This window comes from Anoxybacteroides tepidamans (assembly GCF_014201465.1).
GTDB classification, from domain to species: Bacteria; Bacillota; Bacilli; order Bacillales; family Anoxybacillaceae; genus Anoxybacteroides; species Anoxybacteroides tepidamans.
Genome location: NZ_JACHEP010000001.1, coordinates 534276 through 557253, shown reverse-complemented (window position 1 = coordinate 557253; position 22978 = coordinate 534276). Strand labels below are relative to the sequence as shown.

The window sequence follows — 22978 nt, the reverse complement described above, 5'->3', positions numbered from 1 at the left end:
TCTTCATCCGCTCCTTTGACTGACTCGTTTAGGAGCAGTATAGACAAGAATACAGGTTGATTAAACGTGTCGGAATTTCAAACTGAATTTATATACAAGCAATCACTGAACTTGTCGGTTACCGTGACACCACACGGAAATTTGATGTTCGGACGCTTATCCACTTTTTAGTGATAGCAGCTGTGAACGAATGGAAAAGCTTTCGACATGGAGCAGATGCGGCTGTTTCTTATAGGCTTCCAGCAATCGATCACTCGAACGTTGCCAATAAAGCCAAGAACGTTCCATATAAAGTGATGAAACGTCTCTTTTCCTTGATCGTTTCCAATGTAATCGTAAAACCCGTCGACCCTTAGATTTCCAAAGTCCCTCCGTATCGTGGATTCTACCACGATGACGGTTGGATAAACGTGTCTTCCATGGGCGGCTTACCATAGGAAACGCTTGGGTATGAAACTTCATATAGTGTACTCGCTTGGACTTGGATTGCCGATGGACGTCATCGAAACAATTGGGCTTCAACACGATGCCCTGCTGGAGAAGTGCTCACAGACAAACGCTACATTCTTGTCGAAGACCGAACCTATTTCAAAATCGAACGATTGGACAGTTTGTGGAGAACGGACAATATTTTATCAGTTGAATGAAAGACAATGTAGACCTTCATCGTCGTTACAGTTTGCGACGCTTGTCTTATTCTTCGTCTTCAGTCATCGAAGATCTCACACGTCAACTCGAAACACCGCAATGTTGTTCACAAAAACTGCATCGGGTCGTGGTTTTTCGAGATCATGAAGAGTGTTCTTCCGTTGGATCAAGCAATATCTCAACGTCCCTACGCTGTTTGAAACAACAGAAAATGCGGCATATAAGAGCCTTGTTAAAAAATCGTTCAAATTTATTCACGTATTCACGATTTTCCTGCTTTTTTATTGCGCATCATTATGAAAACGTTTTATAATGTAGTTGTCAGACTTCTGACCAATGAACAATTGGTGTGTTCGAAAAAAAATAAGGAAATGATAAAAAGAAACGCTATTTTGCGAAAATAGGAGGAATGTACGTGGCTCATACATATAAGCGTGTATTTTTAATCGTGATGGACTCTGTTGGCATTGGCGAAGCGCCGGATGCGGAAAAATATAACGACAAAGGCGCCGATACGCTCGGGCATATCGCTGAACATCGCGGCGGCTTGAACATGCCGAACATGGCGAAGCTTGGGTTAAGCAACATTCGCGAAATTAAAGGAATTCCAAAAGCGGAAAAACCGCTTGCGTACTATACAAAAATGCAAGAAGCATCCGCTGGGAAAGACACGATGACTGGTCACTGGGAGTTAATGGGGCTGCGCATCGATACGCCGTTTCAAGTATTTCCAGACGGATTTCCAAAGGAATTAATTGAGGAATTAGAAAAGCGGACAGGGCGGAAAGTAATTGGCAATAAACCGGCAAGCGGAACGGCAATTATCGAAGAACTCGGCAAAGAGCATATGGAAACAGGAGCATTGATCGTTTACACGTCTGCAGATTCCGTGTTGCAAATTGCCGCGCATGAAGAGGTCATTCCACTTGACGAGCTATACAACATTTGTAAAATCGCCCGTGAGTTGACGCTTGATGAAAAATATATGGTTGGCCGCGTCATCGCGCGACCGTTCATCGGCACACCAGGAAATTTCCAACGTACGGCAAACCGCCATGACTATGCGCTAAAACCGTTCGGGCGCACGGTCATGAACGAATTACAAGATGCGGGCTATGAGGTGATTGCGATCGGGAAAATTTCCGATATTTACGATAAAGAAGGCGTGACGAAATCGCTTCGCACAAAGTCTAATATGGACGGCATGGATAAGCTTGTCGATACGTTACGGATGGATTTTACTGGCCTTAGTTTTGTTAACCTTGTCGATTTTGATGCGTTATACGGTCACCGTCGCGACCCGAAAGGTTATGGCGATGCGCTCGAAGCGTTTGACGCACGCCTTGCGGACGTGTTGCCGCTTTTAAAAGAAGACGATTTATTAATCATTACCGCAGACCACGGCAACGACCCGGTGCATCACGGAACGGACCATACGCGTGAATATGTGCCGCTTCTTGTATATAGTCCAAGCATGAATGGCGGAAAAGAATTGCCGCTTCGCCAAACGTTTGCCGATGTCGGTGCGACGATTGCGGAAAACTTTCATGTCAACATGCCAAAATACGGAACAAGTTTTTTAGCGGAATTGAAGTAAGGGGGAACATTCGTGAATCGAGCAGCGATTGAACAAGCCGCACAATTTTTAAACGAAAAATTTTCAACACCGCCGCAAATTGGGCTCATTCTCGGTTCTGGCCTTGGCGTGTTGGCTGATGAAATCGAGAGTGCCGTGAAAATTCCGTATAGCGAGATCCCGCAATTTCCAGTTTCCACGGTGGAAGGCCATGCCGGACAATTAGTGTACGGCCAATTGGAAGGTGCGACCGTGCTGGCGATGCAAGGCCGTTTTCATTACTATGAAGGGTACAGCTTGGACAAAGTCACGTTCCCTGTTCGCGTCATGAAGGCGCTTGGCGTGGAGCAATTAATCGTCACAAACGCTGCCGGCGGTGTGAATGAATCATTTGCGCCTGGCGACTTAATGATTATTTCCGATCATATCAATAATATGGGAACGAACCCGCTCATCGGACCAAACGATTCGGCGCTTGGCGTCCGTTTTCCGGATATGACAGAAGCCTACAGCAAACGGTTGCGGAAGCTTGCGAAAGACGTTGCTGCCCGCTTAGGAATTCGCGTGCAAGAAGGAGTATACGTCGCAAATACGGGTCCGTCCTATGAAACGCCAGCAGAAATCCGCATGATTCGCGCGCTCGGCGGCGATGCGGTCGGCATGTCCACCGTTCCGGAAGTCATTGTTGCCCGCCATGCGAACATGGAAGTGTTAGGCATTTCTTGCATTTCCAATATGGCGGCCGGAATGCTCGATCAGCCGCTGACGCACGACGAAGTGATCGAAACGACGGAAAAAGTAAAAGCAGATTTTTTACGGTTTGTGAAAGCCATTGTGCGCGAAATGGCGCAAAACGAATGAGGTGAAAAGCGATGAGAATGGTCGATTTAATTGAAAAAAAGCGCGACGGTTATGCGTTAACGAAAGAAGAAATTCAATTTATTATTCAAGGCTATACAACCGGGGAGATTCCCGACTATCAAATGAGCGCGTTTGCGATGGCAGTATTTTTCCGCGGCATGACGGAAGAAGAAACGGCTGCGCTTACGATGGCGATGGTTCATTCCGGTGACACGATCGACCTGTCCGAAATTGAAGGCATTAAAGTCGATAAGCATTCAACAGGCGGCGTAGGCGATACGACGACGCTTGTGCTCGGTCCGCTTGTCGCTTCGGTCGGTGTGCCAGTGGCGAAAATGTCTGGTCGCGGTCTTGGGCATACAGGTGGAACGATTGACAAGCTAGAATCGGTGCCTGGTTTCCACGTTGAAATTAGCAATGAGGAATTTATTGAGCTAGTAAACAAAAATAAACTTGCCGTTGTCGGTCAGTCTGGTAACTTAACGCCGGCAGACAAAAAATTGTATGCATTGCGCGACGTGACGGCAACGGTTAATAGTATTCCATTAATCGCTTCTTCGATCATGAGCAAAAAAATTGCTGCCGGTGCCGATGCGATTGTGCTGGATGTGAAAACAGGAGCCGGTGCATTTATGAAAGAGCTCGATGATGCAAAAGCGCTAGCCAAGGCGATGGTCGAAATCGGAAAACGCGTCGGCAGGAAAACGATGGCGATTATTTCTGATATGAGCCAACCGCTCGGTTACGCGGTCGGCAACGCGCTTGAAGTAAAAGAAGCGATCGATACGTTAAGAGGAGAAGGACCAGCCGATTTGCAAGAGCTTTGCTTAGTGCTCGGCAGCCATATGGTCTATTTAGCAGAAAAAGCGTCATCGCTTGAAGAGGCGCGGCATCTATTAGAAAATGCGATCAAAGATGGTTCCGCGCTCGAAACGTTTAAGCGTTTTTTAACTGCGCAAGGCGGCGACGCGTCTGTTGTCGATGATCCATCGAAATTGCCGCAAGCGAAATATCAAATCGAACTCGAAGCAAAAGAAGATGGCTACGTGTCGAAAATTGTCGCTGATGAAGTCGGCACAGCAGCGATGCTTCTCGGTGCTGGCCGGGCGACGAAAGAATCGACGATCGATTTAGCTGTCGGCTTAGTGTTGCGGAAAAAAGTCGGCGATGCGGTGAAAAAAGGCGAATCGCTCGTTACCATTTATAGCAATACCGAACAAATTGACGAAGTGAAGCAACTATTAACAGAAAGCATTAAAATCTCATCAAACCGCGTGACACCACCGACACTCATTTACGACAAAATTTCGTAATAAAGAGGCTGATAAAGGCCTCTTTTTTTATGTCGCAAAACGCTGTGAAATTCTTTTATTTATTGTATAAAAACGTACAATTTGGAAAAAATGTCATGTATAAAGATTGGAGGGGTGGGAATGAAGAAAGCGATTGTGTATGTATGTGTACTAGTGTTCGCATGGACATTGCCGATATATGCAAATGTTCGTGCGGAAGTGAAAACGGTGAAATCAAACATTGAACTCGTTGACCAAGCGAGATCGGCAATTTTGATCGAGCGTGATACAGGGACGATTTTGTATGCCAAAAATGCTCACGAAAAATTGCCGCCTGCAAGCATGACGAAAATTATGACGATGTTATTAATTATGGAAGCAATCGATCAAGGACAGCTCAAGTGGAATGAAAAAGTGCGAACAAGCGAATACGCGGCATCAATGGGCGGATCGCAAATTTTTTTAGAGCCGGGTGAAGAAATGACAGTCGATGAACTGATGCGCGGCATCGCGATCGGTTCTGGCAACGATGCGTCTGTCGCGATGGCCGAACGAATTGCGGGTTCAGAAGAAGCGTTTGTGGAAATGATGAATAAAAAAGCAAAACAGCTTGGCTTAAAAGATACGGTCTTTAAAAATGCTACCGGTCTTCCTGCTGAAGGGCATTATAGCAGCGCCTATGATATGGCGATGATGGCCAAGGAACTATTAAAATATGACGAAATTACAAAATATACGGGAAAATATGAGGATTATTTGCGGGAAAACACCGATAAAAAATTTTGGCTTGTGAACACGAACCGACTTGTCAAATTTTATCCGGGGGTAGATGGAGTCAAAACAGGCTTTACCGCTGAGGCGAAGTATTGTTTAACCGCGACAGCGAAAAAGAATGGCATGCGCGTCATTGCTGTCGTGTTCGGGGCGCCGACGCCGAAAGACCGCAACGCGCAAATTACGAAATTGTTGGATTACGCATTTAGCCAATATCAAACACATCCGGTTTATAAGAAAAATGAAGTCATCGCAACCGCCAAAGTAAGTAAAGGGAAAAAGAAAGAAGTTGAACTTGTCACAGCGGAACCGATTTCGGTGTTAACGAAAAAAGGAGTTTCTATGAACGAGATGAAAAAGGTCGTGAAAATAAAAGAAGTAAAAGCGCCGATTCAAAAAGGAAAAGTGCTCGGAACGCTCATTTTAAAGCAAGACGGCAAAGAACTATTGCGCCGTCCGCTTGTGGCGAAACAGTCGGTTGCGGAAGCAAGCTGGTGGGATTTATTTAAGCAAACGCTACAAACGTTGACAAAATCAGCGTAGAGAGCCGTCAGTTTTTGTAGACTTCGTTCTATTTTTTTTGAATTGGCACTAGTTTTGTCAGATGGCAGGACTTCCCCTTCATTTTAGAGAAATAGTTCCCTATCTGAAATGACAAGGGGGAAAGTGCAGTGAGTTTGGCTATGGACTTTGAAGTGAGACAAAATGTGTTGCTCATCCGCCTTTCAGGGGAGCTTGATCATCATACGGCGGAAGAGCTTCGCGAAAAAGTGACCGATATGTTAGAAACGAAATCGATTCGTCATATCGTGTTCAATTTAGAACAGTTAACCTTTATGGACAGCTCCGGTCTCGGAGTGATTTTAGGGCGGTATAAGCAAATTAAAAACTTGGGCGGAGAAATGATCGTTTGCGCAATTTCTCCGACGGTGAAACGATTATTTGATATGTCCGGCTTGTTTAAAATTATCCGGCTTGAAGCGGATGAACAGTTTGCATTACAAACATTGGGGGTGGCGTGAATGAGAAATGAAATGCACCTCCAATTTTCCGCGTTAAGCCAAAATGAATCGTTCGCCCGGGTGTCGGTAGCCGCATTTGTGGCGCAGCTCGACCCGACGATGGACGAATTGACAGAAATTAAAACGGTCGTGTCCGAAGCGGTGACGAATGCGATTATTCACGGCTACAATAACGACCCGAACGGAATGGTGTACATTTCGGTTGTGATTGAGGATGGCGTTGTCCACATTACGATTAAAGATGAAGGCGTGGGGATTGTGGACATTGAAGAAGCGCGGCAACCATTGTTTACGACGAAACCGGAATTAGAACGGTCAGGAATGGGATTTACGATTATGGAAAATTTCATGGACGAAGTCACGATCCACTCAGAAGTGAATAAAGGCACGACGGTACATTTAACGAAATATATCACAAAGAGTAAAGCGCTATGCAATTAAGGGAGACATGCCTATGGATGTCGATGTCAAGCAAGAGCAGACGCCAATGAAAGATCATGAACTGAAAGAGCTCATCCGGCGCAGTCAACAAGGCGACCAAGACGCGCGTGATGAAATCATTGAAAAAAATATGCGGCTTGTTTGGTCTGTTGTCCAGCGGTTTCTCAATCGCGGCTATGAGCCGGACGATTTGTTTCAAATCGGCTGCATCGGCTTGTTGAAATCGGTCGATAAATTTGATCTATCGTACGACGTGAAGTTTTCGACGTATGCGGTGCCGATGATTATCGGTGAAATTCAGCGGTTTATCCGCGATGACGGAACGGTCAAAGTGAGCCGTTCGTTAAAAGAAACGGGCAACAAAATTCGCAAGGTGAAAGATGAGTTGTCGAAACAGTATGGTCGTGCGCCGACGGTGACGGAAATCGCTGATTATTTACAAATTTCACCGGAAGACGTCGTGCTCGCTCAAGAAGCAGCCCGCTCCCCGGCTTCCATTCATGAAACGGTGTACGAAAATGATGGCGATCCAATTACGCTTCTTGATCAAATCGCCGACCAAGGTGAAGAGTCATGGTTCGATAAAATTGTTTTGAAAAAAGCGATGGAAGAACTCGACGAACGGGAACGGCTCATCGTGTATTTGCGCTATTATAAAGATCAAACACAATCAGAAGTGGCATCTAGATTAGGCATCTCTCAAGTGCAAGTATCACGGTTGGAAAAAAAGATTTTACAGCAAATCAAACAAAGAATGGGTGAATGACATCCATTCTTTTTCTTTTTTATAGAATTGATGGTAATTGCGATGAAACCGCATGATTCCTTTTTTGTCCAAACATACTATTCATAAGAAAAAATTGATGTTCAAGGTGTGAGGTTAATGAAAAAAATTGTGTTCATAAAACTTCGCCATCGCATTCAAGTGAAGCCAAACGATGTTGTGTTCGTAGGTGATGTGGTCCAGATGATCGCGAACGATGATTATTTGCTTGAGCAGCTACAAAAGATTCCGCTATATCGCATCCAATCAAGCGATAAAAATATTGTCATTATAGATGCGATGAAAGTTGTCGAGGCGATCATGCGCTTCAATCCTGCGATAGAAGTGCAAACGATCGGTTCAGCGCAAACGATCGTAGAAATCATATATCGAAAGCGAAACGTTTCGTTTGCCTATTTTTTGCTCGTTTGGCTTCTTCTTTTTATCGGATCAGCGATCGCGATTATGAATTTCCATGAAGATGTCAGCATGAAAGAAACGCATCAACATCTTTATGCGATGATCACTGGTGAAAAAGTGGAGAAGCCGTTATTGTTTCAAATTCCGTATTCGCTTGGATTAGGGTTAGGCATGATTTTATTTTTTAACCATGTATTTCGCAAGCGATTGAATGAAGAACCGAGCCCTCTCGAAGTCGAAATGTTCAACTACCAGCAATCGCTTGACCAATACGTGATTTTACATGAAAACAAAGAAAGTATGAAGCGAATTGACGACGATTGACGTAATGCTTGTCATCATGTTCGGCTTTGCGGGAGGGCTGGCGGTCGGAACAGGCTTTGTCGCCTTTTTAGTCGTTCTTGGTGTCATCCCAAGGCTGACGCAATTAACGAAAACAATGAGATGGATTCATGTGTACGAATGGGGTGCAGTGTTCGGTGCAGTCGCTGGCGGGTGGATGAGCCTTCGCTCTACCGTTTTATATGCGTCTAAATATTGGCTCATTCCAATGGGATTGTTTAGCGGAGTGTTTATCGGAATGCTCGCGGCCGCGTTAACGGAAGTGTTGAACGTCTGGCCAATTTTAGCGAAGCGAATGGGAATGGCCGATAAAATCGTCTTATTATTAATGGCGATTGTATTCGGAAAAGTGTTTGGTTCGTTATTTTATTGGATTTATTTTGTGGAGGGGAGATCACCATGAGGTTACGCGACAACTATCAAAAGGCGGTGAAACAGTTTCAGCCAAAACCGCCGTATGTAGTGAACAGCTTGAAAGCATTTGTCAGCGGCGGCTTGTTGTGCGTTTTAGGAGAAGCGCTGAAAAAATGGTATATAAATGGGTTCGGTGTTTCACAGGAGGTTGCTGAACATTGGATGATGTTAACAGTGATCAGTTTGGCGATTTTGCTGACAGGCATCGGCATGTACGACACGTTTAGCCAGTTTGCCGGCGCCGGAGCCACTGCTTTGCTGAGCGGATTTGCCAACTCGCTTGTCAGCGCAGCGATGGAGCATCGCAGCGAAGGATGGGTCAGCGGTGTAGCGAACCATATGTTTAAAATTGGTGGCGCCGCGATCGTATACGGAATCGTGGTCGCTTACGTTTTAGGAGTGGTGTATTACATCATGTAAAGGGGGGGTTCTGTGAAACTTGTTGGCAAGCAAACATGGGTGTTTGAAGACGTCTATCTCCAAGCAACTGGAACGGCAGTAGGCCCTTTCGAAGCGGATGGACCGCTCGGCGAGCATTTTGATGTCGCATACCGCAATTTATATTGTGGCGAAAAAACGTGGGAGTTGGCGGAACGACGCTTAATGAAAGAAGCGATTGAAGTTTGCCTGCAAAAAGGCAACATAACGATGGATGAGATGGATGTTTTTTTGGCAGGAGATTTATTGAACCAAAATGTGACAGCTAACTATACAGCCCGTGAACTTCCGTTTCCGTTTTTATGCATGTTTGGTGCTTGCTCGACATCGATGGAAACGCTCGCGGTCGGTGCGGCGCTTGTTGATGGCGGCTTTGCAAGGCGAGCACTTACCGCGACAAGCAGCCATAACGCAACGGCTGAGCGGCAGTTTCGCTATCCGACAGAGCTAGGTGTGCAAAAACCGAAAAGCGCGACGTTTACAGTCACGGGGGCAGGAGCGGCGCTGATCGGCCGCAAAAAAGGCCGCTTTCGCGTTGCAGCGGCGACGATCGGAAGAGTGATTGATGCGGGGTTGAAAAATCTGCTCGACATGGGATCTGCGATGGCGCCGGCAGCCGCTCATACGATCGAGCAGCATTTTTTAGATTTACACCGCACGCCAGTGGATTACGACTTAATTGTCACCGGCGATTTGTCACGGGTCGGCAGCATCATTCTCAAGGAGTTGCTAATGGAAGCGGGGTACGATGTGACAACGAATTATAACGATTGCGGGTTGATGGTGTATCGACCGGATCAAGCGACGTTTGCCGGCGGGAGCGGTTGCGCTTGCTGTGCGGTCGTCACGTACGGCTATTTGTTGAAAGAGATGGAAAAAGGAACGATTCAGAGGATGCTAGTCGTTGCGACCGGCGCCTTATTAAGTTCGACAATGATTCAACAAAACGAATCAATTCCGGCAATCGCCCATGCAGTTGTGATCGAAGCGGTAAGGGGGTAACACGCGATGGAGTATTGGATAGCGTTTTTAGTCGGCGGTTTCGTTTGTGGGATCGCGCAACTGATGATTGACCGTACAAACTTTTCACAAATTCATGTGATCGCGGGGCTTGTCAGCGCCGGCGCAATATTGGGTGCGCTGGGATGGTATGACCGGTTGGTTGACATCGCCGGAGCCGGCGCTTTGTTGCCGATGAGCGGATTTGGGTTTTTGCTTGTGAAAGGAATATGGTCATATGGAGCGGAACACGGGTGGATGGGTATCGGTACAGGCATTTTTCAATTTGTAGGGCTTGAGCTTTCCTTTGCGATCGTCCTTTCGTTTTTTACTGCTCTCATTTGTAAACCGAGAGGGTAATGGAGATGAAAAAAAGACGAGTCATTGTCGTGACAGATGGAGATGAGTTTGCGTGGCGGACGATTCAACAGATCGCAAAAGAAGTGGGCGGCCGTTGCATTAGCCGCTCCCGCGGAAATCCGTCGGCGCTAACGGGAAAACAGCTCGTGTCTATCATTTTGCAAACGCCTCATGATCCTGTGTTTGTAATGTTCGATGATTGTGGTGCGATCGGGGAAGGAGCGGGAGAACAAGCATTAAAATATGTAGCGACACATGAGCAAATTGACGTGATTGGTGCGATTGCCGTTGCTTCGAACACGCATCAACGCGAATGGACAAAAGTTGATGTGTGCATTGATCGCGACGGGCAGTTGACGGAATATGGAGTGGATAAAGAGGGGATACGGGAATTAGAGATAGGACGTATAAACGGGGATACGGTGTATTGTTTAGAGCAGTTAAACATTCCGATTGTTGTTGGAATCGGCGACATCGGGAAAATGGGGTATCGTGATCATATTAAATACGGTTCGCCGATTACGAAAAAAGCGGTCGAGTTGATTTTAGAAAGGAGTGGGGAATTTGGCAGCGAAAACGAACGCCGTGCCGATTTTTGAAAAACTAGTCGATAATGAAGCATATTTGAAAGAGAAAATTGGGGTCGGAACGAGTTTTGATTTAGGAATACGGAAAGTCCATATATTAAAAAAGGAAGTGCATATTTATTACTGTAACGGTCTTTGCGATACGCAATATTTAATCGAATTGTTAAAGCAAATTGTGCAAATTAATGATAAGGAGCGGCAAACGGCACAGGCGAAGCAAATTCTCGAAAATCGCCTCGTTCATCAACAAGTAAGCCTCGTTGACAATTTAGACGAAGCGATCGATAAATTGTTGTCGGGACTCATTATTATTTTAATGGAAGGGGAAACGAACGGATTTGTCGTCGATGTGCGCAGCTATCCTGGTCGGCAGCCGCAAGAGCCGGATACGGAAAAAGTCGTTCGCGGGGCGCGTGACGGATATGTGGAAAACATCATCGTCAATACGGCGCTGACAAGGCGGCGCATTCGTGATGAGCGCTTGCGGTTTGAAATCATTCAAGTCGGCGAGCGCTCGAAAACGGACGTATGCATCGCCTACATTAAAGACGTGGCTGATCCAGGGCTTGTCAAACTTGTGAAAAAAGAAATTCAGCAAATTAAAATTGACGGGCTCACAATGGGGGACAAAACGGTCGAAGAATTTTTAGTGAAACAAGGATATAATCCGTATCCGCTCGTTCGTTATACGGAACGTCCCGATGTAGCTGCTACGCACTTGTTAGAAGGGCATGTGATCATTATGGTGGACACTTCGCCAAGCGTGATCATCACGCCGACGACGTTTTTCCATCACGTGCAACATGCGGAAGAATACCGACAAAATCCGGCGGTTGGAACGTTTGTGCGCTGGGTGCGTTTTTTAGGTATTTTATCGTCGTTGTTTTTGCTGCCGCTTTGGATTTTATTTGTTCTTGATCCGTCGCTATTGCCGGAAAAGTTGTCGTTTATCGGACCGAATAAGCATACACATATTCCAGTGATTGTGCAAATTTTTATCGCTGATTTTGGGATCGAGTTTTTGCGGATGGCCGCCATTCATACGCCGACGCCGCTATCGACGGCGATGGGGTTAATTGCGGCGGTGTTAATCGGGCAAATTGCGATCGATGTCGGCTTGTTTGTTCCGGAAGTCATTTTGTACGTATCTGTCGCGGCGATCGGATCGTTTGCGACACCGAGCTATGAGCTAAGCATCGCCAATAAAATTGCTCGGCTATTGCTCGTATTAGCAGTAGCTTTGTTTAAAGTGCCGGGACTTGTGATTGGCACGACGATTTATATGCTTTTATTAGTGCGCATTCGCTCGCTCAATACGCCGTATTTATGGCCATTTATTCCGTTTGACCCAGCCGCGTTTATGCAAATTGTCGTCCGCCGTTCCGTTGCTGGGGCGAAAGTGCGGCCGAGCATCGTTCATCCGCAAAACCGGCAAAAGCAGCCAACGTAAAAAGACGATCCAAGCAATAAAAAATTGTGGAAAACAATAAAAATATCAGGCGTGTTGATTAACCAATAAAAACGAGTTGACATCGCTCTATTCCTAGCTTTTCTGCCGTTGTCGACAAACGAACCGTTTGCCGACTGGGCATGCTGTAAACATGCCCTCCTCGAACAAAGAACGCTTTGCGGGCAAATGACATTTGCCCGCCGGCGTTCTTGTTCGAGGGATGTGGCAGAAAAGTTTGTGTTCAGCCATATGATTCTATGTTTTTTAGTAAATGGATAATCAACACCCGTGCAAAAATATTTATGTTGCAACTTTCTTTAAATTATGGTACGTTATACGTAATCTTTTTCCGCAGAAAGGGCAGTTAATATCATTTTGTTAACTGTCTTTTTTGCTTTCGGAACGAATAAAAATCAACGTTTTTGGATGGTTAATCTTTTGGAATGAGGGATCGGCATGTTTTTTCACGGAACGAGTCGTGTCAATGAGAGAGGACATTTAGAAATTGGTGGCGTTGACGTCGTGGATCTCGCTAAAGAATATGGAACGCCGTTGTATATTTATGATGTTGCATTAATTCGCACCCGCGCGCGCGCGTTTAAAGAAGCGTTTAAAAAGCATGGGGTGAAGGCGCAAGTTGCATACGCGAGCAAGGCATTTTCGACCGTAGCGATGGTTCAGTTAGTGGAAGAAGAAGGACTGTCGCTCGATGTTGTGTCGGGCGGGGAATTGTATACGGCGTTAAAAGCCGGGTTTCCACCAGAGCGTATTCATTTTCACGGCAACAACAAAAGCCGCGCAGAGTTGGAAATGGCGCTTGAGCATCGTGTTGGCTGCATCGTTGTCGATAATTTTTATGAATTGCAGCTGCTCGAGCAACTAAGCCGAGAACGGGAAACGGTGACCGACATTTTACTTCGGGTAACGCCAGGGATTGAGGCGCATACGCACGACTATATTTTAACGGGGCAAGAAGATTCCAAGTTTGGCTTTGACTTAAATAACGGCCAGGCGGAGGAAGCGCTGCGGCAAGCGCGGCGGTCGGGGGCGCTTTCTGTCCTAGGGATTCATTGCCATATTGGGTCGCAAATTTTTGAAACGACTGGGTTTGTATTGGCAGCGCAAAAGATTTTTCAAAAAATCGCGTATTGGCGGGAAACGTATGGATTTGTGCCACAAGTCGTCAACCTCGGCGGCGGCTTCGGGATTCGCTATACGAGCGAGGACGACCCGCTTCCTGCTTCGCAATATGTCGAAAACATTATTGAGGAAGTGAAGAAGCAAGTGGCGGAGTTAGGCATCGCAATGCCGGAAATTTGGATTGAGCCGGGCCGGTCGCTTGTCGGCGATGCCGGTACGACGCTTTATTCGATCGGCTCACGAAAAGAAGTGCCGAACGTGCGCCATTATGTGGCGGTCGATGGCGGCATGAGCGACAACATTCGCCCGGCGCTGTACGAGGCGAAGTATGAAGCGGTACTTGCCAACCGCGTGCTTGATGCAAACGAAGAAGTCGTCGCGATTGCGGGGAAATGCTGCGAGTCAGGCGACATGCTCATTTGGGACTTACCGCTCCCGAAGGCGGAGGCGGGCGACTATTTAGCCGTCTTTTGCACCGGTGCGTACGGCTATTCGATGGCGAACAACTATAACCGCATTCCTCGTCCAGCCGTCGTTTTTGTTGAAAATGGCGAGGCACAGCTTGTCGTCAAACGCGAAACGTATGAAGATTTAGTGCGACTTGATGTCCCGTTAAGGGCGAGGGTGAGGAAATAAGGATAAAACAGGCTTCCGTCGTTCCTGAAGCCTGTTTTTTGCTGTGCGCCGTTTTTTGATTTTACTTGCTCGGTATGTTTATTTGGTATATACAGTTATAATGTACTAAGTGTATAATAGTAATAACATAGTCATAAAGAAGGTTAAGGTGCATGAAACAATGTTAGCAGAAGAAAAATATTACATCCGGAAAATCAGTCAAGTTGGAAATAGTCTATCGGTAAATATTCCTGCAGAATTTGTTAAGGAAATGGAGTTAAGGAAGGGAGAAGAAGTGATTTTGATTTATAATCAGGAGAAGGGGGAAGTTACTATGCGTAAATCTATAAAAAAACTGCCAGAAGGAATTCGCCCAGAGGTTTTGCATGCTTTAAACAAAGCCGTTACCATATACGACCAAGCATTCAAAAACCTAAAAGAGAGATAAGCCGTTTCAAGTGATTTAGGGAGAAGCTATGCAAGTTCAGTATTTGACAGGTGAAGAGATTTTAGTAATCCACTATACGCTTATGGAACTTTATGGTGAAGGCGAGCAGAATGGAATCAAATTTCAAGCGAAGTTTGAATCGATGTTGGAGAGACCAAAAGGAATTTATTTCGGGACGGAATTATATCCCACCGTTATAGACAAAGCATGCTGTTATTATCATTCCATTGCAAGAGGCCATATCTTTCATAATGGAAATAAACGCACGGCATTAGCTGTATTTTTTACTTTTCTAGATATAAACGGGTATGAGTTACAAATGCCTGCTCAAGAGGCAGAAGATTATACGGTTCGGTTAGCGAATGATGATAAGTATCGCGGAAATGACTGCATTCAGAGAATGGTCGAAGAATTAGAGCCATATATCATTCCGAAAGAAGAATAAAATACATTGTCGTCGTTAAGCGCGAAAACGTAGGAAAATGTAGTGGGGCTAGATGTCTTTTGGAAATAAAATAAAAAGGCTGATGATTCAGCCTTTTTATTTTTGCGGTTCGGTTGATGTGAACGCTGATTTAATTGCGTTCCAAATTTCTTTCAAAATGTCAATAATGTTTTGGATAAACGTTTTCCCTTCTTCTGATTGTAAGAAGGTAGACAGTTTTTCTTTCGCTTTGCTCAGTTGGTCATTGACTTGATTCCAGTCAATATTTAAGTTTTTCATTTTGTTAAATAAGGAAATTAAGCTGTTGATTTCATCGGGTGTGAGCGTAATACCTAAATTTTTAGCAACTTTTTCAATAAGCGCACGCAAATCAGCTTCGGTTTGTGGCGGATTTTTTGCGATTTCTTCTTTCAATTTCGCTAAAAGAGCTACCGCTTGGTCGTTGCCGATTGATTTTCCAAGCTGTGCCGTTTTCACCATTTCTTCGTTCGCCACTTTTTTCACTTCGTCTGGTATGACCTTATCCGATGAAATTTCGTACGCTTTCATTAATCCAGTGAGCGCCGCCGTGCCGGATACAGGAAAAGGAGCGGTAATGTAGATACTGGCATCTTTGACGCCGGCTGTAATAAGCGCATTCGTATACATTTCTTTCGTTACCCATGTAATATTGTGCGTTTCTACATTAAGTCCCGAACCTTTCGCTCCGATCGTAATCATCGATGACGAAATCGCTTTTGTACCAATTTGCGCTTTCGGAATTAACCCGTCGAGATATTTATGCTCTTCGGCGTTGGAAACGGTGATTGTTTGCGCGTTTTGTGGCGCGTTCATTTCGTTTAATACTTGCTGTTTTTGTGCTTCCGTTAAATTTTCCCCTAACGTAATGATGACATCGCCTTCTGTTACATCTGCTGCGGCAAAGGCAGGAAACATCAGCACCATCGTGGCCGCTAGCCAGCCGGTAAACATTCGTTTCATCTAAACAACCTCCTTATCCTTCCTTATTACCATCATTCCTATTCTACAAACAAATCGGATAAGATAGAAGCGAAAAGCAACGTACTTTTTTTGTGCGCTAAACAATGGTATGATAGGGAAGAAAAGAAAGGGGACTGAGCATATGACAAAAAAAGGATATATTTTAATGGAAAACGGTGCGAAAATTGAATTCGAATTATTTTCGAACGAAGCGCCGAAAACGGTGGCGAATTTTGAAAAATTAGCGAATGAAGGATTTTATAACGGCTTAACGTTCCATCGCGTCATTCCGGGCTTTGTCAGTCAAGGAGGATGCCCGCGCGGAAACGGGACAGGCGATGCAGGGTACACGATTCCGTGCGAAACGGACAACAACCCACATAAACATATCGAAGGAGCAATTTCGATGGCACATCGCGGCCGCGATACAGGCAGCTGCCAATTTTTTATCGTTCATGAGCCGCAGCCGCATTTAGATGGGATACATACGGTGTTTGGCCAAGTAACAGTGGGAATGGATGCTGTGAAAGCGATGCGTAACGGCGACGTGATGAAAGAAGTGAAAGTATGGGACGAAGTGTAGCAAGAAAGGATGAGACGATGAAAAAAAATTGGGTATTATTTTTCATCCTTTTATTAGCAAGTTTTGCATGGGGAGCAGTGTATTGGCTGTTCGTAGCAAAATGATAGACATTTCGCTTTATTGTGATATAATGAATGAAAATATAATATAGCGACACATCCTTCGGGGCAGGGTGAAATTCCCGACCGGCGGTAATGAAACAGAACGTTTCTCAGCCCGCGAGCCGTACAGGCACGATCCGGTGCAATTCCGGAGCCGACAGTATAGTCTGGATGGGAGAAGGATTGCCGACAACTCACGCCGTTCATTGAAAAATGGGCATGGCGCTGGGTTATTTTTGCTATGCAAAAAAAGGCGATCTTCATATACATCTGCCCTAGGACTTTTTTCCTAGGGTTTTCTTTATGGCGAAAAAAGGAGGGATTCAATGCAGCACGATGAACGATATATGCGATTCGCATTGGAAGTGGCGAAAACAGGCCTCGGGCAAACGGCTCCCAACCCAGCTGTCGGTGCGGTCGTCGTAAAGAACGGTGAAATTGTCGGCTTCGGCGCCCATTTAAAAGCAGGTGAGCCGCATGCGGAAGTTCATGCGATTCGCATGGCCGGCGACAAAGCGAAAGGGGCGACCGTCTATGTGACGCTTGAGCCGTGCAGCCATTTCGGGAAAACGCCGCCGTGCGCCGATTTATTAGTCGAAACGGGCGTAAAGCGGGTCGTCATCGCAACGACCGATCCGAATCCGCTTGTAGCGGGGAAAGGGATTGAAAAGCTCCAAAACGCTGGCATTGACGTGACGGTCGGTGTTTTAAAGGAAGAAGCCGATGAACTCAACCGCATCTTTTTCCACTACATTACGACGAAAACGCCGTTTGTGACGTTAAAGTATGCGTGCAGCTTAGACGGAAAAATCGCGACGAAAACTGGTGACAGCAAATGGATTACGTCCGAAGAAGCGCGGCGTGACGTGCACAGCTATCGCGCGCTGCACGATGCGATTCTCGTTGGAGTGAACACGGTCATTGCCGATGATCCACGCTTGACGGTAAGGCTTTCGGAAGGGGGAAAAAACCCGATTCGCATCATTTTAGATACGCATTTGCGCACGCCGTTTCATGCCAATGTGATTCAGGACACGGAAGCGGAAACGTGGCTTATTGTCGGCAGTGACGTGCCAAAAGAGAGAATGGCGCTGTACGAAAAACCGCATGTGCGCATCATTCCAATGAACGCGCCGAACATCGATATTCGTGAACTGTTGCACATGCTAGCGGAACAGAAAGTGACGTCCGTCTTTGTCGAAGGCGGCTCACGTGTACATGACAGTTTTGTACAAGCTGGTGCGGTTCAGGAAATCGTGGCTTATTTTGCCCCGAAGATCATTGGAGGAAACGATGCGCGAACACCGGTTGGCGGAGTCGGTTTTGCGAAAATGGCAGATGTGCTGGAATTGACGATCAAACGCATTGAAACGATCGGATCCGATATAAAAGTCGTCGCGATACCAAAAATAAAGGGTGAGTCATGATGTTTACAGGGATTATTGAAGAAGTCGGAACAATTGAACAAATGAAGCAATCCGGAGAAGCGATTGTTTTTACGATTGGCGCCAAAAAAATTTTAGAAGATGTGAAGCTTGGCGACAGCATTGCCGTTAACGGGGTATGCTTGACGGTAACGTCGTTTACAAACCGCTCCTTTACCGTTGATGTCATGCCGGAAACAGTGCGGGCGACATCGCTCCGCACATTAATGCGCGGCTCGAAAGTGAATTTAGAGCGGGCGATGGCAGCGAACGGCAGATTCGGCGGGCACTTCGTTTCCGGACATGTCGACGGCATCGGTGAAATTATTCGCAAAGAGTCTGTAGCGAACGCGGTTTATTATGAAATTAAAGTGTCGAAACAGCTGCGGAACTATATGATTTTGAAAGGTTCCGTTGCCGTTGACGGGACAAGCTTAACAATTTTCGGGCTCACCGATGACACGTTTACAATTTCCCTTATTCCGCATACGAGGGCGGAAACGATTTTAGGAGACAAGCAAGTTGGAGATATTGTCAATATCGAATGCGATGTGATCGGCAAATACGTCGAGCAGTTCCTTCGCAAAAAAGAAGAAGAGCAGACTTCGCCGGCGATCACGCTTGAGTTTTTAGAAAAGCACGGCTACAAGTAATCAGGGGGGGAGTATATGTTCAATACGATCGAAGAAGCCATTTACGAATTGATCCAAGGAAACGTCATTATTGTTTGCGATGATGAAGACCGGGAAAACGAAGGCGATTTTGTCGCATTAGCGGAAAAGGCGACGCCGGAAGTGATCAACTTTATGATTAAATATGGGCGCGGACTTGTTTGTGTGCCGGTGACGGAGGAATTGGCAGACAAACTCGATTTAGCGCCGATGGTCAACCATAACACCGACCCGCATGGAACGGCGTTTACCGTTAGCATCGACCATAAATCGACGACGACCGGCATTAGCGCATACGAGCGATCGAAGACGATTCAAGAGCTTCTCAATCCGAATGCGAAAGCGAGCGATTTTAAACGTCCGGGCCATGTGTTTCCGCTTGTAGCGAAAAAAGGCGGTGTATTGCGCCGCGCCGGCCATACGGAAGCAGCGGTGGATTTGGCACGGTTGTGCGGGGCGAAGCCGGCCGGCGTCATTTGCGAAATTATTAAAGAAGACGGAACGATGGCACGCGTGCCGGATTTGCGCAAAATCGCCGATCAATTTGATTTGAAAATGATTACGATTAAAGATTTGATCCAATATCGAAGCCGAAAAGAAAAGCTTGTCAAGCGCGAAGTCGAAATTACGCTGCCGACGGAATTCGGTGAATTTAAAGCGATCGGCTATACGAATTCTGTAGATGGAAAAGAGCATGTCGCGCTCGTTAAAGGGGAAGTTATTCCGGATGAGCCGATTCTCGTTCGCGTCCATTCCGAATGCTTAACCGGCGATGTCTTTGGCTCGTATCGCTGCGACTGCGGCCCGCAGCTTCATGCGGCGCTTCGCCAAATTGAAGAAGAAGGGCGCGGCATCTTGCTTTACATGCGCCAAGAAGGGCGCGGCATCGGCTTATTGAACAAATTGCGCGCGTATAAGCTGCAAGAACAAGGCTATGATACAGTTGAAGCGAACGAAAAGCTCGGCTTCCCTGCCGATTTGCGCGATTACGGCATCGGTGCGCAAATTTTAAAAGATTTAGGCGTAACGAAAATGCGACTTTTGACGAATAATCCGCGCAAAATTGCCGGCTTAAAAGGATATGGCTTAGAAGTTGTCGAACGTGTGCCGTTGCAAATGCCAACGAAAAAAGAAAACGAAAAATATTTAAAAACGAAATACGAAAAATTAGGCCATATGTTGCATTTTTAACGTAAAGACGGTCGATCTTTTAGGATTTTTGTATTATGATGAAAACGGCTGACGGAAAAGATAGGAGGATATGGTGATGAGAATCATGGAAGGAAATTTAGTCGGTACAGGGTTAAAAGTCGGAATTGTCGTGTCGCGGTTTAATGAATTTATTACGAGCAAGCTATTATCGGGTGCTTTAGACGGCCTTAAGCGCCACGGCGTCGATGAAAATGATGTCGCAGTCGCATGGGTGCCGGGAGCGTTTGAAATTCCGCTTGTCGCAAAAAAAATGGCGGAATCGAAACAATATGACGCGGTCATTGCGCTTGGAACGGTCATTCGCGGCGCCACAAGCCATTACGACTACGTGTGCAATGAAGTGGCAAAAGGGGTTTCTCATGCGTCGCTATCGACGGGAACACCGGTCATTTTCGGCGTTTTAACGACCGATACGATCGAGCAAGCGATTGAGCGCGCAGGCACGAAAGCGGGCAACAAAGGATGGGAAGCTGCGGTCAGCGCGATTGAAATGGCTAACCTTCTTCGCTCTTTTTCATAGAAATAGTTCACAAGTAACACAATAGCGTTTATAATACGTAATGAGAAAACGACTTTTGTCCTTTTCTGCCGAAGAAAAGTATCGCCAGTAATGAGGGGTTCTTTATGTTAATTCGCTATCGAAAAAACTATGAGAAAATTGCCATGGGACTTCTGTCGTTTATGCCGACAGAAAAAGAGCTGAAAAAATTGCAACAAACGATTAAGGAATACGAGATGAATGAAAACTGGCAGCTGTTTTTATGGAAAGAGGAAGAAGATATTATCGGAATTATCGGAATTGTATTGCGCGATGAACACGTGGCGGAAATCCAGCATATTAGCGTCAACCCGTCCCATCGCCATCAAGGGATCGGAAAACAAATGGTCAAAGCGCTTAAAGAAATGTATCCGAACTATGAGTTAAAAGCCAATGAGTTTACGGCCGCATTTTTGGAAAAATGCGAACTGTAAAGGGATGTCTAGCTGTTAGGCATCCCTTTCTTTTTTTTCTCCTTGCGCGCAGCAAGGACATCGGAGCGGTCGCGCAACGCATGTTTATGAAGCAAAAACTCGTTGTCGAGATCGCTTTTGTTCCCCCAGACAAGCCTTCGCTGCTTGCATATCGTTTGGCACGTTTGCATCAGCGTTTCATCGGCGATCGGCAGGCAGATGCTTTCGTATCGCTCTCCTTTATCGATTTGCTCGATGTACCGTTTTAAGAGTGGAAGCAGTTCGGCATAATCAAGGCCGAGCTGTTCGATCGCTTCCTTTTCTTGTTCAACAAGCGCGATTGCTTTTTGCATCATTCGTTTCGCTCCAAGTACGTTTCCGCGCCGATGGTGATAGAGCGCTACCGCTATTTGAATGAGCGCCACCCACACCTGTTTTTTTTCATCGTTTTTCCAATGTTCTTCTAATATTTCGTGACATTCAAAATAATCGCGGTCGGTATGAAAATGAAGCAAATACTCGATATAGGCGTTTGGATACAATGATGATCCCTTCTTTCTATATGATATTTGTATTGTATCATAGGATCGGGAAAAATTTGCTTGGACAACGCACGATTATCATCTATACTTAACGGTAGTGTCATTGAAAATGGTGGGATGAACGTGCAGTATAAGGTGAAAATTGAAGTATTTGAAGGTCCGCTTGACTTGTTATTGCATTTAATTAACCGGTACGAAATTGACATTTATAATATTCCCGTGGCGGAAATTACCGAACAATATATGGCCTACATTCACGCGATGCAAGAATTGCAGTTAGATATCGCGAGCGAATATTTAGTAATGGCGGCGACGCTTTTGGCAATCAAAAGCAAAATGTTGCTGCCGAAACATGAAGAAGAGTTGCTCGATGAGGAAGTAGGCGATTTGGAAGAAGACCCGCGCGAAGAGTTAATGCAGCGTCTTCTTGAATATAAAAAATATAAAGAAGCGGCGCATGAATTGAAAAAGCGCGAAGAAGAACGGGCGCTGTTATTTACGAAGCCACCAAGCGATTTAAGCGTGTACGCATCAGAAATCGAAGCGGAAAAGCAGCCGCTCGATGTGACCGTCTACGATATGCTCGTCGCTTTTTCGAAGCTGTTGCGCCGCAAAAAACTGCAAAAGCCGCTCCGTACAAAAGTAGCTCGTCAAGAAATTCCAATTGAACGGCGAATGGAGGAAATTTTAAGCGAATTGCGGAAAGCGAAAAGGCGGAAAAACTTTTTCGATTTGTTCCCGTATTACGACCGCGAACATATTGTGGTGACGTTTTTAGCGATTTTAGAACTGATGAAAAAAAATTTAATCATCATCGAACAAGAGCGGAATTTTGCCGACATTTTCGTTGCGAGCAATGAGAGGGTGGGGCTACATGAAGATGAACGAGTATAAAGCGATCATCGAAGGCTTATTGTTTGCGGCCGGAGATGAAGGATTGTCGCTGAAACAAATCGCTTCCGTGTTAGAAATGACAGAAGAGCAGGTGCTGCCAATCATCGGTGAGCTCAAAGCGGATTACGACGAGCCGGGCCGCGGCATTCAGTTAATCGAACTTGCCGGTGTGTTTCAATTGGCGACGAAAAAAGAGCATGCACCGTATTTAAAAAAACTCGTCGAATCTCCCGGCTCTTCTTCTTTGTCGCAAGCGGCGCTCGAGACGCTGGCGATCATCGCGTATCGCCAGCCGATTACAAGGGCGGAAATTGAAGAAATTCGCGGTGTAAAAAGCGATAAACCGTTGCAGACGCTCATGGCGAAAGCGCTTGTGAAAGAAGTAGGAAGAGCGGAAGGGACGGGCCGGCCGATTTTATACGGAACGACGAAAGAGTTTTTGGATTACTTCGGGCTAAAGACGCTTGAAGAGTTGCCGCCGCTTCCGGAATTGCAAGACGATGATGAAACGGAACGGGAAGCCGATTTATTCTTTGAAAAATTTGCAGAAACATTGAAACAATAGCTGGCAAGTATGATAAGAT

The 22978-nt window shown here is 45.9% G+C and carries 27 protein-coding genes, 1 pseudogene and 1 riboswitch; of the genes and pseudogenes, 26 read left to right on the top strand and 2 right to left on the bottom strand.

All coding sequences use genetic code 11. The annotated features are described in order from the left end of the window. Positions 1 to 86 precede the first annotated feature (86 nt). The 18 genes and pseudogenes from HNQ34_RS17400 to HNQ34_RS02795 form a co-directional block, all read left to right on the top strand. Positions 87 to 879, top strand: a pseudogene (locus HNQ34_RS17400) (transposase); the annotation flags it as partial. A gap of 178 nt (positions 880 to 1057) precedes the next feature. Next, positions 1058 to 2245 (top strand): phosphopentomutase, encoded by a 1188-nt coding sequence (gene deoB / locus HNQ34_RS02875; protein WP_183251264.1) that lies wholly within the window; start codon positions 1058 to 1060, stop codon positions 2243 to 2245. A 12-nt stretch (positions 2246 to 2257) separates the two neighbouring features. Further along, entirely contained in the window at positions 2258 to 3085 is an 828-nt protein-coding gene (locus HNQ34_RS02870; protein WP_183251262.1) for a purine-nucleoside phosphorylase, read from the top strand. 11 nt (positions 3086 to 3096) lie between these two features. Then, positions 3097 to 4398, top strand: a complete 1302-nt coding sequence (locus HNQ34_RS02865) for a pyrimidine-nucleoside phosphorylase (RefSeq protein ID WP_183251260.1) — start codon at positions 3097 to 3099, stop codon at positions 4396 to 4398. Between the two features lie 120 nt (positions 4399 to 4518). Further along, the gene (locus HNQ34_RS02860; RefSeq protein ID WP_183251258.1) at positions 4519 to 5694 is read left to right on the top strand and encodes a D-alanyl-D-alanine carboxypeptidase family protein; all 1176 of its coding nucleotides are present in this window, start codon (positions 4519 to 4521) and stop codon (positions 5692 to 5694) included. Positions 5695 to 5822: 128 nt separating this feature from the next. Continuing rightward, a complete protein-coding gene (spoIIAA, locus tag HNQ34_RS02855; RefSeq protein WP_183251257.1) occupies positions 5823 to 6173 on the top strand; it encodes an anti-sigma F factor antagonist in 351 nt (116 codons plus the stop codon). Further along, positions 6174 to 6614 (top strand): anti-sigma F factor, encoded by a 441-nt coding sequence (gene spoIIAB / locus HNQ34_RS02850; RefSeq protein WP_183251255.1) that lies wholly within the window; start codon positions 6174 to 6176, stop codon positions 6612 to 6614. It begins immediately after the preceding gene. Between the two features lie 13 nt (positions 6615 to 6627). Further along, on the top strand, positions 6628 to 7380 hold the full coding sequence (sigF, locus tag HNQ34_RS02845) for an RNA polymerase sporulation sigma factor SigF (RefSeq protein ID WP_183251253.1): 753 nt from the start codon (positions 6628 to 6630) through the stop codon (positions 7378 to 7380). Positions 7381 to 7497: 117 nt separating this feature from the next. Next, a complete protein-coding gene (locus HNQ34_RS02840) occupies positions 7498 to 8121 on the top strand; it encodes a stage V sporulation protein AA (protein ID WP_183251251.1) in 624 nt (207 codons plus the stop codon). 4 nt (positions 8122 to 8125) lie between these two features. Further along, complete coding sequence (locus HNQ34_RS02835) at positions 8126 to 8542, top strand: stage V sporulation protein AB (RefSeq protein WP_183251350.1); 417 nt, start codon at positions 8126 to 8128, stop codon at positions 8540 to 8542. Then, positions 8539 to 8973, top strand: a complete 435-nt coding sequence (locus HNQ34_RS02830; RefSeq protein WP_183251250.1) for a SpoVA/SpoVAEb family sporulation membrane protein — start codon at positions 8539 to 8541, stop codon at positions 8971 to 8973. The genes HNQ34_RS02835 and HNQ34_RS02830 overlap by 4 nt, the downstream gene beginning before the upstream one ends. A 12-nt stretch (positions 8974 to 8985) precedes the next feature. Next, positions 8986 to 9993, top strand: a complete 1008-nt coding sequence (gene spoVAD, locus HNQ34_RS02825) for a stage V sporulation protein AD (protein WP_183251248.1) — start codon at positions 8986 to 8988, stop codon at positions 9991 to 9993. Positions 9994 to 9999: 6 nt separating this feature from the next. After that, the gene (locus tag HNQ34_RS02820; RefSeq protein ID WP_183251246.1) at positions 10000 to 10350 is read left to right on the top strand and encodes a SpoVA/SpoVAEb family sporulation membrane protein; all 351 of its coding nucleotides are present in this window, start codon (positions 10000 to 10002) and stop codon (positions 10348 to 10350) included. 5 nt (positions 10351 to 10355) lie between these two features. Beyond that, positions 10356 to 10949: a stage V sporulation protein AE gene (locus HNQ34_RS02815; protein ID WP_183251244.1), complete on the top strand. Its 594-nt coding sequence runs from the start codon at positions 10356 to 10358 to the stop codon at positions 10947 to 10949. Continuing rightward, a complete protein-coding gene (locus HNQ34_RS02810; RefSeq protein WP_183251243.1) occupies positions 10915 to 12387 on the top strand; it encodes a spore germination protein in 1473 nt (490 codons plus the stop codon). Before HNQ34_RS02815 ends, HNQ34_RS02810 begins: the two co-directional genes overlap by 35 nt. A gap of 456 nt (positions 12388 to 12843) precedes the next feature. Continuing rightward, a complete protein-coding gene (gene lysA / locus HNQ34_RS02805) occupies positions 12844 to 14163 on the top strand; it encodes a diaminopimelate decarboxylase (protein WP_183251240.1) in 1320 nt (439 codons plus the stop codon). 160 nt (positions 14164 to 14323) lie between these two features. Beyond that, on the top strand, positions 14324 to 14590 hold the full coding sequence (locus tag HNQ34_RS02800) for an AbrB/MazE/SpoVT family DNA-binding domain-containing protein (RefSeq protein WP_183251239.1): 267 nt from the start codon (positions 14324 to 14326) through the stop codon (positions 14588 to 14590). A 28-nt stretch (positions 14591 to 14618) separates the two neighbouring features. Next, a complete protein-coding gene (locus tag HNQ34_RS02795) occupies positions 14619 to 15035 on the top strand; it encodes a type II toxin-antitoxin system death-on-curing family toxin (protein WP_183251238.1) in 417 nt (138 codons plus the stop codon). A 96-nt stretch (positions 15036 to 15131) separates the two neighbouring features. Here HNQ34_RS02795 and HNQ34_RS02790 read toward each other — a convergent pair whose 3' ends face one another. Beyond that, a complete protein-coding gene (locus HNQ34_RS02790) occupies positions 15132 to 16016 on the bottom strand; it encodes a DUF1002 domain-containing protein (protein WP_183251236.1) in 885 nt (294 codons plus the stop codon). A gap of 142 nt (positions 16017 to 16158) precedes the next feature. On the opposite strand from HNQ34_RS02790, the gene HNQ34_RS02785 reads away from it, so the two are divergent. From HNQ34_RS02785 to HNQ34_RS02760, 6 genes are all read left to right on the top strand, one after another. Then, positions 16159 to 16599, top strand: a complete 441-nt coding sequence (locus HNQ34_RS02785) for a peptidylprolyl isomerase (RefSeq protein ID WP_183251235.1) — start codon at positions 16159 to 16161, stop codon at positions 16597 to 16599. Positions 16600 to 16753: 154 nt separating this feature from the next. Further along, positions 16754 to 16887, top strand: a riboswitch (FMN riboswitch). Positions 16888 to 17026: 139 nt separating this feature from the next. After that, positions 17027 to 18127, top strand: coding sequence for a bifunctional diaminohydroxyphosphoribosylaminopyrimidine deaminase/5-amino-6-(5-phosphoribosylamino)uracil reductase RibD (ribD, locus tag HNQ34_RS02780; protein ID WP_183251233.1), 1101 nt, complete (start codon positions 17027 to 17029; stop codon positions 18125 to 18127). After that, positions 18127 to 18777, top strand: a complete 651-nt coding sequence (ribE, locus tag HNQ34_RS02775) for a riboflavin synthase (RefSeq protein WP_183251231.1) — start codon at positions 18127 to 18129, stop codon at positions 18775 to 18777. The genes ribD and ribE overlap by 1 nt, the downstream gene beginning before the upstream one ends. 15 nt (positions 18778 to 18792) lie before the next feature. Next, complete coding sequence (locus HNQ34_RS02770) at positions 18793 to 19986, top strand: bifunctional 3,4-dihydroxy-2-butanone-4-phosphate synthase/GTP cyclohydrolase II (protein WP_183251229.1); 1194 nt, start codon at positions 18793 to 18795, stop codon at positions 19984 to 19986. A gap of 76 nt (positions 19987 to 20062) precedes the next feature. Beyond that, positions 20063 to 20527 carry a 6,7-dimethyl-8-ribityllumazine synthase gene (gene ribH, locus HNQ34_RS02765; RefSeq protein ID WP_183251228.1) on the top strand — a complete coding sequence of 155 codons (465 nt, stop codon included), beginning with the start codon at positions 20063 to 20065 and terminating at the stop codon, positions 20525 to 20527. A 104-nt stretch (positions 20528 to 20631) separates the two neighbouring features. Beyond that, positions 20632 to 20979 (top strand): GNAT family N-acetyltransferase, encoded by a 348-nt coding sequence (locus HNQ34_RS02760; RefSeq protein ID WP_183251226.1) that lies wholly within the window; start codon positions 20632 to 20634, stop codon positions 20977 to 20979. 8 nt (positions 20980 to 20987) lie between these two features. Here the strand turns inward: HNQ34_RS02760 and HNQ34_RS02755 are convergent, their stop codons facing one another. After that, positions 20988 to 21500 carry a DUF309 domain-containing protein gene (locus HNQ34_RS02755; protein WP_183251224.1) on the bottom strand — a complete coding sequence of 171 codons (513 nt, stop codon included), beginning with the start codon at positions 21498 to 21500 and terminating at the stop codon, positions 20988 to 20990. Positions 21501 to 21617: 117 nt separating this feature from the next. Here HNQ34_RS02755 and HNQ34_RS02750 point away from each other — a divergent pair, with 117 nt between their 5' ends. Continuing rightward, positions 21618 to 22394 (top strand): segregation/condensation protein A, encoded by a 777-nt coding sequence (locus HNQ34_RS02750; protein WP_183251348.1) that lies wholly within the window; start codon positions 21618 to 21620, stop codon positions 22392 to 22394. Further along, the gene (gene scpB, locus HNQ34_RS02745; RefSeq protein ID WP_183251222.1) at positions 22375 to 22959 is read left to right on the top strand and encodes an SMC-Scp complex subunit ScpB; all 585 of its coding nucleotides are present in this window, start codon (positions 22375 to 22377) and stop codon (positions 22957 to 22959) included. Before HNQ34_RS02750 ends, scpB begins: the two co-directional genes overlap by 20 nt. Positions 22960 to 22978 lie beyond the last annotated feature (19 nt).